The sequence below is a fragment of the Flavobacterium poyangense genome, assembly GCF_011751075.1.
In the GTDB taxonomy this organism is placed as follows: domain Bacteria; phylum Bacteroidota; class Bacteroidia; order Flavobacteriales; family Flavobacteriaceae; genus Flavobacterium; species Flavobacterium poyangense.
This window is the reverse complement of the sequence record NZ_JAALLN010000002.1, coordinates 415,961-434,146: the sequence shown is the minus strand read 5'-3', so window position 1 is coordinate 434,146 and position 18,186 is coordinate 415,961. Positions and strand designations below refer to the sequence as shown.

Annotated in this window: 12 protein-coding genes; 9 read left to right on the top strand and 3 right to left on the bottom strand. The window is 34.3% G+C overall.

Annotated features, from left to right (window positions below; genetic code table 11):
* The first annotated feature begins 1 nt into the window (after position 1).
* Positions 2–256 carry a DUF6327 family protein gene (locus G3A47_RS06675; protein ID WP_166921405.1) on the top strand — a complete coding sequence of 85 codons (255 nt, stop codon included), beginning with the start codon at positions 2–4 and terminating at the stop codon, positions 254–256.
* Between the two features lie 21 nt (positions 257–277).
* Here the strand turns inward: G3A47_RS06675 and G3A47_RS06670 are convergent, their stop codons facing one another.
* Together G3A47_RS06670 and gltX are read right to left on the bottom strand one after the other, a co-directional pair.
* Positions 278–1,258, bottom strand: coding sequence for an SPFH domain-containing protein (locus G3A47_RS06670; protein ID WP_166921404.1), 981 nt, complete (start codon positions 1,256–1,258; stop codon positions 278–280).
* Between the two features lie 135 nt (positions 1,259–1,393).
* Positions 1,394–2,899 (bottom strand): glutamate--tRNA ligase, encoded by a 1,506-nt coding sequence (gene gltX, locus G3A47_RS06665; RefSeq protein WP_166921403.1) that lies wholly within the window; start codon positions 2,897–2,899, stop codon positions 1,394–1,396.
* Positions 2,900–3,062: 163 nt separating this feature from the next.
* On the opposite strand from gltX, the gene G3A47_RS06660 reads away from it, so the two are divergent.
* The 7 genes from G3A47_RS06660 to G3A47_RS06630 all read left to right on the top strand — a co-directional run bounded on the left by G3A47_RS06660 (position 3,063) and on the right by G3A47_RS06630 (position 14,006).
* Positions 3,063–6,452, top strand: a complete 3,390-nt coding sequence (locus tag G3A47_RS06660) for a DUF4175 family protein (protein ID WP_166921402.1) — start codon at positions 3,063–3,065, stop codon at positions 6,450–6,452.
* Positions 6,449–6,868: an rRNA maturation RNase YbeY gene (gene ybeY / locus G3A47_RS06655; RefSeq protein WP_166921401.1), complete on the top strand. Its 420-nt coding sequence runs from the start codon at positions 6,449–6,451 to the stop codon at positions 6,866–6,868. Before G3A47_RS06660 ends, ybeY begins: the two co-directional genes overlap by 4 nt.
* A 426-nt stretch (positions 6,869–7,294) precedes the next feature.
* Positions 7,295–9,166: a tRNA uridine-5-carboxymethylaminomethyl(34) synthesis enzyme MnmG gene (gene mnmG, locus G3A47_RS06650; RefSeq protein WP_166921400.1), complete on the top strand. Its 1,872-nt coding sequence runs from the start codon at positions 7,295–7,297 to the stop codon at positions 9,164–9,166.
* 232 nt (positions 9,167–9,398) lie between these two features.
* Entirely contained in the window at positions 9,399–9,863 is a 465-nt protein-coding gene (locus G3A47_RS06645; protein ID WP_166921399.1) for a GNAT family N-acetyltransferase, read from the top strand.
* A gap of 86 nt (positions 9,864–9,949) precedes the next feature.
* Entirely contained in the window at positions 9,950–10,798 is an 849-nt protein-coding gene (locus G3A47_RS06640) for a class I SAM-dependent methyltransferase (RefSeq protein WP_166921638.1), read from the top strand.
* 244 nt (positions 10,799–11,042) lie between these two features.
* Positions 11,043–11,624, top strand: coding sequence for an OmpH/Skp family outer membrane protein (locus G3A47_RS06635; RefSeq protein ID WP_166921398.1), 582 nt, complete (start codon positions 11,043–11,045; stop codon positions 11,622–11,624).
* A 102-nt stretch (positions 11,625–11,726) separates the two neighbouring features.
* Positions 11,727–14,006 (top strand): helix-turn-helix domain-containing protein, encoded by a 2,280-nt coding sequence (locus tag G3A47_RS06630; RefSeq protein WP_166921397.1) that lies wholly within the window; start codon positions 11,727–11,729, stop codon positions 14,004–14,006.
* A gap of 1,859 nt (positions 14,007–15,865) precedes the next feature.
* On the opposite strand, the gene G3A47_RS06625 is transcribed toward G3A47_RS06630, so the two are convergent.
* Positions 15,866–16,840 carry an HU domain-containing protein gene (locus G3A47_RS06625; RefSeq protein ID WP_166921396.1) on the bottom strand — a complete coding sequence of 325 codons (975 nt, stop codon included), beginning with the start codon at positions 16,838–16,840 and terminating at the stop codon, positions 15,866–15,868.
* Positions 16,841–17,078: 238 nt separating this feature from the next.
* Here G3A47_RS06625 and dprA point away from each other — a divergent pair, with 238 nt between their 5' ends.
* Positions 17,079–18,179, top strand: a complete 1,101-nt coding sequence (gene dprA / locus G3A47_RS06620; protein ID WP_166921395.1) for a DNA-processing protein DprA — start codon at positions 17,079–17,081, stop codon at positions 18,177–18,179.
* The last annotated feature ends 7 nt before the right edge of the window (positions 18,180–18,186 follow it).

The following is an 18,186-nucleotide window of genomic DNA, read 5'->3' as shown; positions in this document are numbered from 1 at the left end:
TATGGAAACAAAAAAATACGCTTCGTATGCCGAAATCGAACGAGATTTAGAGATATTGAAACTCGAAAAAGAGATAAATTACCAGAAGTTAGTTTTGAGTTTTCAGAAATCAAAAGAAAGTATTACCCCTCAAAATATAGTAAACGGATTTTTCTCATCTTACAAAGAGTATTTTTCGAACTCTTATGTAACTATTTTGCAATCTATTTTACCCTATATAATTGGGTGGTTTATCAATAAAAAAAGAGGCAATTAAGCCTCTTTTTTGTTTTTGTAATTATTTTTCTTCCGAATTTATGTCATCTTCGTAACCTGATTGCGGTTGAATAGGTTTAGATTTTTCAATTTTTTTATTGGTTTTTTTCATCATTTCACCTACTTGATTAGAAGCGGTAAAAGAGGCTACCATATTATTCAACATATCACTTCCGGCTTGTGGAGAATTTGGAAGAAGTATTAAATTAGAATTAGCATCAGCACCAATGGCTTGCAAAGTATCATAATGTTGTGTAACAACAATTAAGGCAGAAGCTTCTTGAGAATTAATTCCAACATTGTTCAAAACTTCAACACTTTCTACTAGACCTCTTGCAATTTCACGACGCTGATCTGCAATACCTTGTCCTTGTAAACGCTTACTTTCAGCTTCGGCTTTTGCTTTGGCAACGATTCTGATTCTTGAACTTTCTGCCTCAAATTCAGCTGCAGTTTTCTCTCTGTCAGCAGCATTAATTCTGTTCATTGCATTTTTTACCTGGATATCCGGATCAATATCAGTTACCAAAGTATTGATAATGTCATATCCATAAGTAGCCATTGCTTCGTTTAACTCACGTTTTACTGCAACAGCAATATCGTCTTTTCTTTCAAAAACATCATCCAATTTTAGTTTCGGAACTTCAGCACGTACAACATCAAACACATAAGAAGTTATTTGATCATGTGGATATTCCAGTTTATAAAAAGCTTCGTATACTTTTTCCTGGATAACTTTAAACTGAACCGAAACCTTCATTTTGATAAAAACATTGTCTTTGGTTTTGGTTTCGATGATAACATCTAACTGTTGAATTTTAAGATTTACGCGTCCGGCTAATCTGTCAACGATCGGGATTTTCAACTGTAATCCTGAATTTCTCACGCTCAAAAATTTTCCAAATCTTTCTATAACTACTGAAGATTGTTGTTTCACAGTAAAAAAGGAAGACATTAAAATAAAGAACGCAAATACTAAAATGATAATAAATGGTGTGTACATAGGGATACTGATTTAATTTTATGGTGCGTTAAATTACGAAAATTCCTCGGATTTATTTTTTTACAATACTAAAAAAACGCTAAGAACATTTTTAAGCGATGTTTCTTAGCGTTTATTTTTGATCCAAAGTTAGTTTTATAGAGAACTTATTGCTTTCTGAATTCTCGAAATCGTTTCTTCTTTTCCAATGATTTCAACAATGTCAAATAGGTGAGGACCTTTTAAAGCTCCAACCAAACTTAGCCTGAAAGGTTGCATCACTTTACCCATTCCGATTTCGTTTTTTGTTAACCAATCTTTGACGATTGTTTCGATAGTAACGGAAGTAAAATCTTCAATATTTTCTAAAACAGAGATCAATTCCTGCATCAAAGCTGGTGTTTCTTCCTTCCAGTTTTTGCTTGCTTTCTCATCGTAAGAAGTTGGGGCTTGAAAAAAGAAGTCAGTCAGATCCCAAAATTCAGAAACAAAATGAGCACGTTCTTTTATTAAAGATACAATGCGAGTTGTCAGTTCGAGCGAAGGAGAGAACCCTTTTTCTTCTAAAATAGGAGTAAAGGCTTTCGCTAAATCAGCATTATTTTGTTTGATTAAATACTGATGATTGAACCATTTATTTTTCTCAGGATCAAATTTTGCTCCCGATTTATGAACTCTGTTTAAGTCAAAAGCGGCTACAAGTTCTTCTAATGAAAATAATTCTTTATCTGTTCCGTCATTCCATCCCAACAAGGCAAGGAAATTTAGAACGGCTTCCGGGAAAAATCCATTCTCTCTGTAACCGGAAGAAATACCATCTTCAGTTTTCCATTCTAGTGGAAACACAGGAAATCCTAATTTATCACCATCTCTTTTTGATAATTTTCCGTTACCAACTGGTTTTAAAATCAGAGGTAGATGAGCAAATTCCGGGGCATCCCATCCAAATGCTCGGTATAATAAAACGTGAAGTGGCATAGAAGGCAACCATTCTTCACCACGAATTACATGGGAAGTTTCCATCAAATGATCATCAACAATGTTGGCCAAATGATAGGTAGGCATTCCGTCACTTTTGAATAAAACTTTATCATCAAGAAGATTCGTTTCAAACTTAACATCTCCACGAATGATGTCCTTTAAGTGTAAAGTTTCATCAACCGGAGTCTTAAAACGGATTACATAATGTTCGCCATTTGCAATTCTTTTTGAAACTTCGTCAGCAGAAATTACCAGTGATGTTTCTAATTTTTCACGATTGTGATGGTTGTAAATAAATGTTTTTCCATCTGCTTCATGTTCTTTTCTCAAAGCATCAAGTGCTTCCGGAGTATCAAAAGCATAATAAGCCCAACCCGAATTGATCAATTGATCTGCATATTCCTGGTACAATGCTTTACGATCACTTTGTCTGTACGGACCAAATTTTTCATTTTTCCCAACGGTTTCTTCTGGAGCAATTCCCAACCATTCTAGTGCTTCCATTATATAAGCTTCGGCACCGGGAACAAAACGAGTCTGATCGGTATCTTCAATTCTTAGATAAAAAACGCCATTGTTTTTTTTGGCAAATAAATAATTAAATAGGGCAGTACGAACACCACCAATATGTAATGGCCCTGTTGGACTTGGTGCAAAACGCACCCGAACTTGCTTTGACATTTGTTTGAAATTTTGATGCAAAGATACGATATTAGTTAAATCCCAAATTTTTAAAATTCCAAATTCCAAGACAGTAAGAGTATTGGAATTTGGAATTTCTTTTTTTGGAATTTAAATCACTATAATTCGTACTTTTATAGGTTATAAATAAAACAGATTCATTTTGAAAACAACGTCTGCCATATATCTAAAGCTCGAAGCCTTTATTAAAAAGTATTATACCAATGAACTTATAAAAGGAATTCTTCTTTTTACCGGTTTTGGTCTTTTGTATTTTTTAATTACACTTTTTATTGAGTATTTCCTTTGGTTAAAACCAGTGGGACGAACACTTTTGTTTTGGCTTTTTATCGGAGTAGAAGTTTTCCTTTTGTTTCGTTTTATTTTATTTCCGGTTTTTAAGTTATTCAAACTTCAAAAAGGAATAGATTACAATCAGGCTTCTGCTATTATTGGAAATCATTTTACAGAAGTAAGTGATAAACTAACCAACTTTTTACAATTATCTGCTTCTGAAAATTCGGTCGAAAGTTCAGAATTAATATTGGCTTCTATAGAGCAAAAAGCAAATTCATTGCAACCGATTCCATTTGGAAATGCCATTAATTTTAGTTCAAATAAAAAATATTTGCCATTGGCATTGATTCCAATTTTGCTTTTTGCTGTGTTTTATATTTCAGGGAACAGTACTATTATTTCTCAAAGTTTAAATAGGGTTGTTCATTTTAATGCTACTTTTTTACCACCGGCTCCTTTCAAATTTGTGGTGCTAAATCAGAATTTGCAAACAGAACAGAACAAAGATTTTGTTGTGAAAATGGAATCTGTTGGAAAGATTGTTCCCGAGAATGTGATGATTCATATTGGCGATGAAAGCTATTTTATGGAATCTTCCCAACCGGGAAAATTTGAATTTAAGATTGAGAAACCAGTAGAGAATGTAACTTTTTCTTTTGAAGGGAATACTGTTTCGTCTGAGGAATATGAATTGAAAGTGATCACAGTTCCATCCATTGCTAATTTTGAAATGGTATTAAACTTCCCATCGTACTTAAAGAAAAAGTCAGAAACGATTCAAGGAACCGGAAATGCTATCGTACCGGAAGGTACTTTAGTAACATGGAGGATGAACACTCAGGCTACGGAAGAGATCGTTTGGAAAGACGAAAAATCAGTTTTTAAGTTCAATAAAGCCGAAAATCTGTTTAAATTGAGTAAAAATATAGGTCAAAATACAGAATATCAAATTCTTACCTCCAATAATAAGGTTAAAAACTACGAAAAACTGGATTATCAACTGTCTGTTATCAAAGATCAGCATCCAACGATCAATGTTGCTCCGGCACCGGATAGTTTGAAGTTAGATAAGAATTATGTTTTAGGAAGATTGGGTGATGACTATGGTTTATCAAAACTACAGATTGTTTATTACGAACGCAACAAACCACAGACTGCCAAACGTGGAACCATTCCCGTAAAGCAAGCTGTTTTTGATCAGTTCGTTTTTTCTTTTCCTAGTAATCTGGCTGTAGAAGAAGGAGTATCCTATGAATACTATTTTGAGATTTTTGACAATGACGCTCCTCATAATTTCAAAAGCACAAAGTCTTCTGTTTTTTCAGATAGAGTGGCTACAACAGATGAAGTTCATGATTTAGAATTGCAGCAGCAAAATCAGAATATTAATAGTTTAGAAAAATCTTTAAAGAATCAAAACAAGCAATTTTCTGAAATGGATAAGATTCAGAATGCAGGTAAAGAGAAAGATAATTTAGAGTTCAAAGACCAGCAAAAGATAAATGAGTTTCTCAAACGTCAGAAGCAGCAGGATGAATTGATGAAGCAATTTGCGGAAAAGATGAACAAGAATTTGGATAAATTCAAAGAAGATAAAAAGGATAAAACGGCTGAAGATTTGCAAAAGCGTTTAGAAAATGCAGATAAGGATTTAGAGAAAAATCAAAAGTTATTAGACGAACTGAAGAACTTAAACGATAAATTAAATAACGAAGAGTTGTTTGATAAAATGGAAAAGTTCAAACAGATCAGTAAAAACCAATCCAGAAATTTAGAACAACTGGTTGAATTAACAAAACGTTTTTATGTTTCAAAGAAAGCAGAACAAGTTGCAGATAAATTAGACAAGCTTTCTGAGAAGCAAGAACAGCTTTCGAATAAAGAAAAAGAAAATACTGCTGATAAACAAGAAGAGATTAATAAGGCATTTGATAAAATTCAAGAAGATTTAAAGAATTTAAAAGAGGAGAATAAATCATTAAAATCTCCTTTAGATATTCCTTCGGATGCTTCAAAAGAAAAAGATTTGAAAGACGATTTGAATAAAGCTTCTGATGAATTGAATAAAAAGAGTACTGCTGGTGCTAAACCAAAACAGAAAAGTGCGGCTAAGAAAATGAAAAGTTTAGCACAGGATATGAAGTCCGGAATGGAAGGAGAAGAGAAAGATCAGATGGAAGAAGATGTGGCAATGCTTCGTCAGATTCTGGATAATCTTTTAGCATATTCTTTATCTCAGGAAGATGTGATGAAACAATTTAGATCGATGAAGTTGGGATCTTCTATTTATACGAAGAACATTAAAGTACAGCAAAATCTAAAACAACAGTTCAAACATGTTGATGATAGTTTGTTTGCTTTGTCTTTAAGAAATCCGAAAGTAGCTGAAGATGTAACTAAAGAAATTGGAAATGTACAATACAACATTGATAAAGCTATTGAATCTTTGACAGATGTTCAGGTTCCAAAAGGAGTTTCGCACCAACAGTATGCTGTTTCTTCTGCCAATAAATTAGCAGATTTTTTAAGTGATTTATTAAACAACATGCAGATGTCTATGTCAAAACCGGGAAGTGGAAAGCCAAAACCAGGTGATGGACAAGGAATGCAGTTACCGGATATTATTCAAAAGCAAAAAGGATTGGGGGAGAAAATGAAAGAAGGAATGAAGCCGGGGAATCAACCGGGACAAAAACCGGGTGAAGGTAAAGACGGAAAATCGGGTCAGGGACAAAGCGGACAAGGTAAGGATGGACAAGGAAAAGATGGTAAAAGCGGGAATGGTGGAAGCAAAGGAAATCAAAATGGTAAAGGAGAAAAGGATGGAAAAGAAGGAGAAGATGGTGAAGGAGATGCTGAAGCCATAATGGAAATTTATAAAGAACAGGTTAAACTTCGTGAAGCCTTGCAAAAAGAATTGGCTAAACAAGGATTAGATTCTCAAGGGAGATCTGTTATTGAGCAGATGAAACAATCTGAAAAGCAACTTTTGAACAAAGGTTTTAAAAATGAAAACTTGCAGAGAATATTAAATATTCAACAAGAATTACTAAAATTAAACAATGCAGTGCAGCAACAAGGACAAGATACCAAGCGCCAATCTGAAACAAATAAAGCCGAATTTACAAATAGAACTAATGCGCTGCCAAGCTCGTTATTGGATTATTTAAACAGTGTGGAGATTTTAAATAGACAATCACTACCTTTGCGCTCGAATTTTAATCAAAAGGTTCAAGAATATTTTAATACAAAATGATCAATTTTAATTACGAAACAGAATTTAATTTAGACAACGAAGAAGCCTTTACTGATTGGTTGAGTGCTGTAATTGTTTCTGAAAACAAAAATGAGGGAGAGATAAATTACATTTTTTGTGACGATGAATATCTTCATAAGATAAATGTTGAGTATCTGGATCACGACACACTAACAGATATTATCAGTTTTGATTACACCGTTGGTAACGAATTAAACGGAGATATTTTTGTTTCTGTTGAAAGAGTAGCAGATAATGCTAAAGATTTTAATGTTTCTTTTGAAGAAGAATTGAAGCGTGTTTTAGCTCATGGTATCTTACATTACTGTGGATACAAAGATAAGTCGGATGCAGATGCCGAATTAATGCGCTCGAAAGAAGACGAAAAAATTGCCATGTTCCACGTGGAACTATAACTTAAACATCTTTTTTAAGTTTAAAATTTGGTGTTCCACGTGAAACATATCGCTGATGTTTCCATATATTTTGAGAGTGTTCCACGTGAAAGATGTATAGAATTTACGAAGCAAAATATAAAACGTTCCACGTGGAACGTTTGTTTTTTGATTTTTGAGATCGATTTGGTTCCACGTGGAACAGTATATATTGTGATTTTTTTGTAAGTAATGAGTTGCGAAAAGTAAAGTTTTGAACTTGAAATTCGGAACGTGAAACTTGAAAAATGAGATATAAAGAATGAAGCTTTAAGCGTGTAGAAGAGATTTTGGGATTTAGATTTTCTTTTTTTGGAATTTAAAAAATTGCGTTCCACGTGGAACAAATGAATATAAAGTTAATTCTGGGTGCCACCTTAAAGGGTTTCCGGAGAATAATAAAGCAAAATGTTTTTAGAAGAATACGATGTTATTGTGGTTGGTGCAGGCCATGCTGGTTCCGAGGCCGCGGCAGCGGCCGCAAATTTGGGATCAAAAACGCTATTGGTTACAATGAGTTTGCAGAACATTGCACAGATGTCTTGCAACCCTGCGATGGGTGGAATTGCAAAAGGACAGATTGTTCGTGAGATCGATGCGCTCGGAGGATACTCCGGAATTGTTTCGGATCGGACGGCAATTCAATTTAAAATGTTGAACAAATCAAAAGGACCTGCAATGTGGTCGCCAAGAGTTCAAAGTGATCGTATGCGTTTTGCCGAGGAATGGAGAATGATGTTGGAGGGAACTCCAAATCTGGATTTCTACCAGGAGATGGTGAAAGGTTTGATTATTGAGAATGGAAGAATCAAAGGAGTGAAAACTTCGCTTGGAATTGAGATTCGTGCGAAGTCTGTGGTTTTGACAAATGGGACTTTTTTGAATGGTTTGATTCATATTGGGGACAAACAGTTTGGTGGAGGAAGAGCGGGTGAAAGTGCTGCATTCGGAATTACAGAAGATTTGGTTCAGGTAGGATTTGAAGCAGGAAGAATGAAGACAGGAACGCCACCAAGAGTTGATGGACGTTCTTTGGATTATTCTAAAATGAATGAAGAGAAAGGTGACGCGAAACCGGATAAGTTTTCGTATTCAGATGTGACAGCACCATTGGTTCATCAGAGATCGTGTTACATGACGTACACGTCATTGGATGTTCATGATATTTTGAGATCTGGTTTTGATCGTTCACCAATGTTCAACGGTCGTATAAAAAGTATCGGCCCGAGATACTGTCCTTCGATAGAAGATAAGATTAATCGTTTTGCTGATAAGGAGCGTCATCAATTATTTGTGGAACCGGAAGGGTGGAATACTTGTGAGGTTTATGTGAATGGATTTTCGACTTCGCTTCCGGAAGATATTCAGTTTAAAGCATTGCGTTCTGTGGCCGGTTTTGAGAACGTGAAATTTTTCCGTCCAGGTTACGCGATCGAGTATGATTATTTCCCGCCAACGCAATTGAAACATACTTTGGAAACAAAGTTGGTTGAAGGGTTGTATTTTGCAGGACAAATAAATGGAACAACCGGATATGAAGAAGCAGCTTCGCAAGGATTGATGGCCGGAATTAATGCGCATTTAAAAGTGCACGAAAAAGCGCCATTGATTTTGAAACGCGATGAAGCTTATATCGGAGTTCTGATTGATGACCTCATTACGAAAGGTACAGAGGAACCGTATCGTATGTTTACATCGAGAGCAGAGTATAGAACATTGTTGCGTCAGGACAATGCTGATTTTAGATTGACACCAATGTCACACGAAATTGGTCTGGCTTCTGAAAAGCGTTTGCGCAGAATGGAACACAAATTAAACGAGTCAGAAAAGATGGTTGCCTTTTTCAAAGAAACAAGTGTTTCGGTTGGAGAGGCAAATCCTATTTTGGAATCTAAAGAAACGGCATTGATTACGCAAGGTGATAAAATGTTTAAAGTTTTCTCCCGTCCGCAAATTGATTTGGAAGATATCATGAAATTTGAGAAAGTGAAAGAATATGTTGCAGAACATAATCTGGATCAGGAAATTTTAGAGCAAGCCGAAATTCAGGTGAAGTATTCGGGCTACATCGAAAAAGAACGAAATAATGCGGACAAATTGACAAGACTGGAAGAGGTGAAAATCCCTGAAAATTTTGATTACAACAAAATTAAATCCATGTCGATTGAAGCAAAACAAAAGTTAAGCAAAATCCGTCCGGTAACTATTTCTCAAGCATCAAGAATCAGCGGAGTTTCTCCGAGTGATATTTCGGTGTTATTGATTTATATGGGTAGATAAGAGGAGAGGGGATTTCAGATTTTAGATTTTAGATTTTAGATTTTAGATTGTGGAATTTGGAATTTGGAATTTGGAATTTGGAATTTGGAATTTCAGAGTTGGATTTTTTTATCCCATGTCGATTTAATCTGAAATCTAAAATCTAAAATCAACAATCTAAAATTAAAAAAAGTGTTCCACGTGAAACTATTTTGTAAAGAAATGTATCTAAGTATTTTTTTGTTGTTTGCAGATGAAGATAATTAAGAAAGAAGTTTTATCATTGCAGGATAAGGAAACAGTGTTGCAACTTTGGAATAATGAATATCCGTTGAAATTAAATTATCAAACAATGGATGATTTTGATTCGTATTTGAACGCATTAGTTGAAAAGAATCATTATTTGTTGATTGATGATGTGAACAACATCAGTGGTTGGGCTTTTACTTTTTTAAGAGAAGGAGAAGATTGGTTTGCCATAATTTTGGATAACGATTTTCAAGGTAGTGGAAACGGCTCGTTTTTGATGAATGAATTAAAAAAGAATAAAAGAAGTTTGAATGGTTGGGTGATCGATCATGAAACTGATCTAAAGCGTAACAAAGAAAAATATAGATCTCCGATGTCGTTTTATATCAAAAACGGATTTGAGGTGATAAAAGGAAAAAGATTTGAAAGCGAAAAAATGTCCGCTGTCAAAATAAATTGGAAATATTAAAAGAGTAAATAGAACAAGCCCTAAAAGTGAATTTTTCATTTTTAGGGTTTGCTGTAGAATTAAATCAAAACACCAATATTTATAAAATGAACGTTTTAAATAAAAAACACTTTCTTACTGTAAAAGACCATTCAGTTTCTAAAGAAATTTTTGAATTGTATTATGATGAAAACCTGGACATGTTGATTACATCTCCGCAACCGGATTTAGAAAATTTAGGAAAGTATTACGAAAGTGAAGATTATATTTCGCACACAGACAACAAACGTTCGTTATTTGAAAAGGCTTATCATTTTGTGAAAAATATAGCTTTAAAGAATAAGTTGAATTTGATTAATACGGAGCAATCTCAAAAAGGCAGGATTTTAGACATTGGTGCCGGAACGGGTGATTTTTTGCTAACTGCAAAAAATGACGGTTGGGAAACGATTGGAGTAGAACCGAGTCCAAGAGCTAAAGAAATTGCAATAAAAAAAGGAATTTCATTTGTCGATGAAATTAGCATTCTTGAAAATAATTCTTTTGATGTGATTACCATGTGGCATGTTTTAGAACACGTTCCAAATTTGGAGTTGCAAATTCAGGAATTGAAACGTTTATTAAAACCAACTGGAACTTTAATTGTTGCGGTTCCAAATTTTAAATCGTATGACGCGAAACATTATGATGCGTTTTGGGCAGCATATGATGTGCCAATTCATTTTTGGCATTTTTCTAAAAAAGCGATTCAATCTCTTTTTGAAAAAGTCGATATGAAATTGGAAAAGGTACTTCCGATGAAATTTGATTCTTTTTATGTGAGCTTATTATCCGAAAAGTACAAAACCGGAAAAATGAATTATATCAGCGCTTTTTTGGTAGGTTTGAAGTCAAATCTAAAAGCCAGACGTACGATGGAATATTCTTCGCACATTTACGTGCTAAAAAACACTTAAAACTCATTTTAAGCGTGTTTTAGCGATACTTTTAGGTAAAAAGGACTCTGAATATGTCTTTTTTTAGAAAATTGCTTAAAAACAAGCTATAGAATCCATTATTAATAACAGTAAATTATACATAACTTAAGTCCGATAACAAAAATTGATACAAGAAAAAAAGAGCATTTTTTAAACTTTATGTTGATGCTATTTATTTTTTTATATTTTTGTCTTCAACATTAAAAAAATAGAAATTAAAGAAATGAAAAAAGCATTAGTAATTATCGCGGTTTCAATTTTAGTTGTTTCATGTGGTAAAACAGCAGAAGTTAAAGAAGTAAAAACGGCTTACGTTGATACCTCGGTTTTAATGAAAGAGTACACTGAAGCAAAAGATCTTGAAGCAAAATACAAATCTCAAGCAGAAGAAAAGGGAAGACAACTACAAGCTGAAATTACTCGTTTTAAACAAGACGCTGCTAATTTTCAAAGTCAGGCACAAGCAAACGGACAAGCATGGGCACAACAAAGAGGTGCTGAATTGCAAAAAAGAGAGCAACAATTGGGTTATGCTCAACAAGCTTTATCTCAGCAATTGCAACAAGAAAGTGGTGTAGAAATGGATTCTTTGGTAAGTGGAGTGAAAAAATTCATCAAAGAATACGGTAAGAAAAACGGTTATTCTTACATCTATGGTACTGGTGATGCGGCAACAGTTTTGTATGCTGAAGACAAATATGATATTACAAAAGCAATCGTTAAAGAGTTGAACGACAAGTACAAATCTGCACCAAAAACAGACGCAAAAGCCCCTGCAAAAGAAGGAGCGGAAGCTAAAAAATAATACACAAAACGAACTAAATGTTGGAAACCTAAATCTATTTGGATTTAGGTTTTTTTCTTTTATAAAAAATACAATACTTTTAGTTTTTCAATAGAAGCCATAATGCAAAACGTCTCAGAAGCAGCTGCTTATACTTTACAATTTATCAATCAAACACAGAAGTCGATTTTCCTTACAGGTAAAGCCGGAACGGGTAAAACGACACTTTTGCGGGAAATTATTGCCACAACTCACAAGAATACCGTGGTAGTTGCACCAACCGGAATTGCGGCTTTAAATGCCGGTGGTGTGACCATTCATTCGATGTTTCAACTGCCTTTTGCCACTTTTATTCCTTCTTTTGAAGCCAATCCGCAGTTTACGGAAACGGTTAAATTTGAGACTAAAGAGACCTTGCGCAGGCATTTTAAAATGAATAATGTAAAGCGTAGTGTAATCAGAAACATGGAGTTACTGATCATAGATGAAGTAAGTATGTTGCGTGCCGATGTGCTTGATGCCATTGACTTTATGATGCAGACTGTGCGCAGAAATTCGTATGCTTTTGGTGGGGTTCAGGTACTTTTTATTGGTGATTTATTGCAATTACCGCCTGTAATTCGTGATGAAGAATGGCGAACTTTACGCAATTATTACAAGGGAAAATTCTTCTTTCATTCGCATGTACTGCAGCAAAATCCACCCTTGTATATTGAATTATCTAAGATTTACCGACAGACAGATGATGCTTTTATTTCGGTATTGAATAACCTTCGCAACAATCAGATTTCACCTGCTGATGTGGAGTTTTTAAACGAATATGTGCAGCCCGATTTTGATTTGAAGAGTAATCCGGGATATGTCACTTTGACGACACATAATGCCAAAGCAGATTCGATTAACGAGCAGGCAATAAATGATTTAGCAGGTAATGAATATTCCTTTTTGCCGTCTGTTGTAAGTGATTTTCCTGAAAAAATCTTCCCGGTTGAAGAGAATCTAAAGCTCAAAGTAGGTGCACAGGTGATGTTTGTTAAAAATGATTTGTCTTTTGAAAAGCGTTATTTTAATGGGAAAATGGGGGTTATCAAATCCCTTTCGCCGGAAGAGATCTTTGTGCATTTCCCCGAAGAAAATAAAACGATTGAAGTTGAAAAGTACGAATGGAAAAACATCCGTTACAAAGTAAACGAGCTCACCAAAGAGATCGAAGAGGAAATTTTGGGCACATTTGCGCATTACCCGATCAAATTGGCCTGGGCTATTACCGTGCATAAAAGCCAGGGATTGACTTTTGACAAAGCAGCGCTTGATGTATCGCAAGTTTTTCTTCCCGGGCAGGCCTATGTAGCATTATCGCGTTTAAGGTCCTTAAAAGGGCTTATTTTGCTTTCTCCGATGCGAATGAATGGTATTTCTAACGATCAGGATGTGATGGATTATGCTTTGAACAAAGCCACCGAAGAAATTTTGGAGAAATCCTTGCACTTTGAAACGAAGAATTTTATCCACAACTATCTGATTAACAGTTTTAATTGGTCTGATTTGGCGCAAGAATGGCGCAATCATCGCTTTAGTTACAACGAAAATGCAGCTACTTCGGAAAAAGCGAAACATGCCATTTGGGCGCACAAGCGGTTAGAAACAATAGAACAGCTTGTAGATCCTGCACAAAAGTTTATTCAGCAGTTGAATAAAATTTTTAGTAAAGAAACGGTCGATTTGTATTTTGTTCAGGAAAGAGTAGTGGCTGCTTACGATTACTTTTTCGGCCCAATGGACAAATTGGTTACGGATATTTTACATAAAATGGCTGAAATTCAGAAGTTTAAAAAAGTGAAAGAATTTTACGAAGAGCTGACTTTTCTGGATGATTTGCAAACAAAAGCTGTTTTGCGTCTTATGAAAGCCAAATTATTGATTGAAATTGTGGTAGCCGGAGAAACAATTTGCAAAGAAAAATTGAGCTCTTCTGCTATTAAAAACTTCAAAGTAAATAAGCTGGAAAAGATCAGGGAAGAGTTTAAAATGGCCAATACCGACATCTTTAAAACCGATGAACCGGTTATCCGTTATACCTCAAAAAAACTGGATAAAAATGAACCCAAAGCAGTTAAAAAAACTACGATTGAAGAAACTCATGAGCTGTGGATAGAGAAGAATTCTATTCAGGATATTGCCCGAATTAGGAAGCTAACGGTACAGACAATCGAAATGCATTTCGTCAAATTAATTCAGGCTAAAAAAGTGGAAATTTCAGAGGTTTTGCCTTATGATAAAATACTGGCTTTGAGAGAAGCTTTTCAGTTTTATCAGGAAGAATCACTTAATCCATTGAAGGAAAAATACGGTGATGAGTTTACATGGGATGAGCTTAAAATGTTTAAAGCGAGTATCAATTAAAAAATTCCTTTTTTAAATTCCAAATTCCAATAATTTGGGGTGAATGAGTTACGGTTCTTTTAGTTAGTTGATGTTTCACGTGGAACATTTGGAATAACTAATAAGATTTCGGTGCAATTGGCTTTAAAAACATGTGTGGACTACTTGTTTTTATATTTGTTTCGCTTTATTTTTGGCTATATTTGTTATTTAATTGTTTGATTTATAATGTTTTATATAATTTATTTGCACATAATGACTTCTTGAGTAAATAGGAACAATAGATGAAATTGAAATGACAAATTAGGATTAAACTAAGATTGCGAATTTAGGGAACTATAACTTTGCGAAACCGATTTGTTTTTCAGATTAGATAGCGTAATCTAGACTGTTGAATTTTAGATTTGTAAAGAAAGGAATTGGGAAAGATGTGACGTTTCTAATGTAGCCTTCGACTTCGCTCAGGTTGACATTTTAATTTAAATGGAAACATAAAGTGATGTTAGATAATAGCATAATTTTAAATGTATTAGGTTGTTAGATTTACTTTTAATGTTTGTAGCTAGTGCTTTTCGTTGCGATTATAGCTCTGAAGAAGATACTTTCCCGGATTAGTTTGATTTTTCGAAAAAAAAGCGGCGCCTTCGGCATTATTTACTTGTAAAACGTAAATAATCGTTTACTTAGAAATAGAATGGTAGTTTAGTTTAAAACCAACGGCAGAATGGTATTTTTTAGCCGCTGTTGCTTATTTTTTTAATTAAACAACTTAGGCTTCGTTCGAAACCAAAATAACGCCTTAAATCTTGTATTTTGATTTTTCAATAGAAATTGTTTAAAAACTTGTAGGACTTTCTTAAAATATAGTTTTCACGTGGAACGAGGGGGGAATTTTAGATTGTTGATTGTTGATTGTTGATTGTTGATTGTTGATTGTTGATTGTTGATTGTTGATTGTTGATTGTGCCGATTTTAAAACTTGCAAAATCATTTCAAATCACTTTTTTTACTTCATTTCTGGATCATTTGAGGGTTGTCAACCTGAGCGAAGTCGAAGGTGGCTTTATGGACAAAGTGATTGTAAGTACAAGACTTTTATGAGATAAAATTTTGGTATTGAAACTTGCGTTGTTTTTCGCAAAATGTTTCTATGTGTCAGGATTGATTAAAATTGCGTGAATTTAGGGAATCATATTTTTTTTGAAATTGTTTTGTTTGGCAGGATTAGGGCAGTGATAAATTGTGAATTTGTGATTGGCTAAGGAAGTAGGGGACAAAGTTCTAAAGTTTCTTACGTTGCCTTCGATTTCGCTCAGGTTGAAATTTTTATTTAAATGGAAGTGTAAAAGTTGTAGCAGGTCATCGAATTAGAATTTAATTTTTTGCCTTTTTTGGGGTTTGGCAGTTTAGATTTTGACTTTGGTTGATCGTTTTGAATTGTTAACTGTAAATGCTTGAAGTTTAAAGTTTTTCTTAGTTCTATGACTTGGAAAAAAGTTCGTTTCCCAGTTTAGTGTGATTTTTCAAAAAAAATCGGCGCCTTCGGCGTTATTGGTAGATGTAAAGCAGGGATTCTTTTTTTTGATAGGATTTGAATTGGTTCCGGTATAGTAATTAAACCAAATTAAGTGCTTTTTAGGCTTTTTAGCTTGTTTTTATAGAAAAACGAGGCACTAGTACTAAAACTCAAAAAAGAATTGTTTAAAATGAGGTATTTCATTTTAGCATAATATTGTTAAAATGGAATTAAGTTCAAAGAACGTTTCCACGTGAAACGCTGTAGGTTCGGTAAATTTTGTAAAAACTTGTGATTGTATAAAAAAAATCCCCTTTTCATTTGTAGAAAAGAGGACTTAGTTAAGTAAGTGGCAATTGAAAAATTATAAAGCTTCGACTAAAATCCAGGCATCCGGATTTTCTCCTTTTTTAATTTCATTTTGTGCTTTTTGTGCTTCGCTCATAGTAGCATAACTTCCGTATAAAACTGGAAATAAACCATGTTTGTTTTCACCAAGCATTCTGGCTTTATAACCATCTTTGACCAATTGATTATAGGCTTTTCTGGCATTTTGCTCGCTTCTGAAAGCACCTGCCATGATATGGTACGGCATTGTTTTTATTTCTACTTCTTCTTTTTCGGTTTTAGCAGAATCTACAGAAAGTGTAACAGCCGGCATTGGGCTTTGTATAAAAAAGGTCGCTTCCTGAATCTTGTTTTGTACTTTTTTCTGAACGGCAGTTTCAACAATAAGAGTCTCATTTGCAATTTGATTCTGGTACAAAGGATATCCGATACTTCCGGTAATTCCTAAACCTAAAACAAAAATAGCAGCATATCTCAAGTAAGGTCTTGAAGTTCTTATCTGGTCATCATTGTCGTATAAAGTGACAGTTTCTCTTTCTTCAATTTTTTCGAGTTTTTTCTCGAACAGTTCTCTTTTAACTATCGGAGAAACAAAGGGACTTAACCCAAAAGAAGTGGAAAGATAATTGGTCTGATCATTAGGAGTAAACACCATATTTTGGTCAGCGTTTAGACGAATGTCACCAATATTTTTAAAATTCAGTACGCCATGTTCATCTAGTATCTTTTTCCAATTTAAAACCTCATGTGTTATAGCGCTTACAGCAAAACCGTAAGAAGTATTTTCTGTCTGAGCAATATGATTGGCCAGTAATCCGTCATTGTTTTTTAAAAGACTATTGAATGCGATTGTTTTCTTTGGTGGAGAAAACGAATTGGTGCTTTCATTAAGTCTTGCGGAATGAGTTTCGGTTAGAAATGCTCCAAATCCTGGAACCGTTACACACTGATAACGATACAATAACTGCGATATGTAAGTTTCGATTTTCATAGTAACAAAGTTAAGTAATGAATATAGTTATCAAAATTTTATTCACAATTGTTATTAACAATTAGGTTTATTTTATATACAATTCGTTTTCAGATCATTAAATGTTTTTGATCCGTTTCGATACAAGCATAAAGTTGATTAATTCTATTTTTTATTAAGAAATTACTTTATTTTATAGATATTTGCTGCTTCGAATTCGATTTTTAGTTAAGTCTATTTTACATAATATTTTATTGAAATGTCAGATCAGGAATTATTTTACTTGTTGGCCTTACTCAAAGTAGAGGGAGTGGGAGATATTATAGCTAAAAAGGTGTTGCTGCACTGCGGTAGTGCAGAGTCATTTTTTAAAACAAAAGCCAACCAGCTTGCCGCCATTGATGGTATTGGCCCAGTTTTATTGAAAAATAGGAACGATAAGACTATTTTTGACAAGGCGAATGCTGAATTAGAATTTATAAAAGCAAACGCTGTCAAAGTTTCTTTTTTTCAGGAAGAAAAGTATCCGGATCGATTGAAACATTGTTTTGATTCTCCGGTATTGATTTTTTCTGCGGGTAATATTGATTTAAAAGACAAAAAGATAATCAGTATTGTCGGAACGCGAAAGATCACCTCATACGGTACAGAATTCTGTAGAGCTCTTATAGAAGATTTAGCACCGCTGGATCCTGTAATCGTGAGTGGCTTGGCCTATGGAGTTGATATTGTGGCACATCAGCTGGCTATGGATTATGAATTGCAGACCGTTGGAGTTTTAGCCCACGGATTAAATCAAGTGTATCCTAAATCTCATAAAAAGTATATGGCAAGGATGGAAGAAAACGGTGGTTTTATTACCGAATTCTGGAGTTCATCAAGTCCTGATAGGGAGAATTTTGTACGCAGAAATCGCATTGTAGCCGGAATCTCAGAAGCAACTATTGTTATAGAATCTGCAGATCGTGGTGGTTCGCTTATTACAGCCAATTTCGCAAATGATTATAACCGTGATGTTTTTGCTGTTCCGGGTCGTACTACAGATGTTTATAGCAAAGGCTGTAACGATCTAATTAAAACTCAAAAGGCAAACATGCTTACAAGTGCTGCCGATTTGGTTTATATGCTAAATTGGGATATCGAAAATCAAACAAAATCTGTTCAGAAACAGTTGTTTGTGGATTTAGAAGACGATGAACAAAATGTATATGATTTTCTGTTGAAAAATGGTAAAGAAATGCTTGATATTATTGCACTTCGTTGTGATTTGCCAATTTATAAAATCTCAGGAATCCTTTTAAATATGGAACTTAAGGGGGTAATTAGACCACTGCCGGGAAAATTGTTTGAAGCGATTTAAAATACAA

What these genes read in the sequence shown, in the direction of transcription:
- G3A47_RS06670 (WP_166921404.1), bottom strand. Translation starts at nt 1,258, where the DNA reads ATGTACACACCATTTATTATCATTTTAGTATTTGCGTTCTTTATTTTA.
- G3A47_RS06675 (WP_166921405.1), top strand. Translation starts at nt 2, where the DNA reads ATGGAAACAAAAAAATACGCTTCGTATGCCGAAATCGAACGAGATTTA.
- mnmG (WP_166921400.1), top strand. Translation starts at nt 7,295, where the DNA reads ATGTTTTTAGAAGAATACGATGTTATTGTGGTTGGTGCAGGCCATGCT.
- dprA (WP_166921395.1), top strand. Translation starts at nt 17,079, where the DNA reads ATGTCAGATCAGGAATTATTTTACTTGTTGGCCTTACTCAAAGTAGAG.
- G3A47_RS06630 (WP_166921397.1), top strand. Translation starts at nt 11,727, where the DNA reads ATGCAAAACGTCTCAGAAGCAGCTGCTTATACTTTACAATTTATCAAT.
- G3A47_RS06635 (WP_166921398.1), top strand. Translation starts at nt 11,043, where the DNA reads ATGAAAAAAGCATTAGTAATTATCGCGGTTTCAATTTTAGTTGTTTCA.
- gltX (WP_166921403.1), bottom strand. Translation starts at nt 2,899, where the DNA reads ATGTCAAAGCAAGTTCGGGTGCGTTTTGCACCAAGTCCAACAGGGCCA.
- G3A47_RS06625 (WP_166921396.1), bottom strand. Translation starts at nt 16,840, where the DNA reads ATGAAAATCGAAACTTACATATCGCAGTTATTGTATCGTTATCAGTGT.
- ybeY (WP_166921401.1), top strand. Translation starts at nt 6,449, where the DNA reads ATGATCAATTTTAATTACGAAACAGAATTTAATTTAGACAACGAAGAA.
- G3A47_RS06645 (WP_166921399.1), top strand. Translation starts at nt 9,399, where the DNA reads ATGAAGATAATTAAGAAAGAAGTTTTATCATTGCAGGATAAGGAAACA.
- G3A47_RS06640 (WP_166921638.1), top strand. Translation starts at nt 9,950, where the DNA reads ATGAACGTTTTAAATAAAAAACACTTTCTTACTGTAAAAGACCATTCA.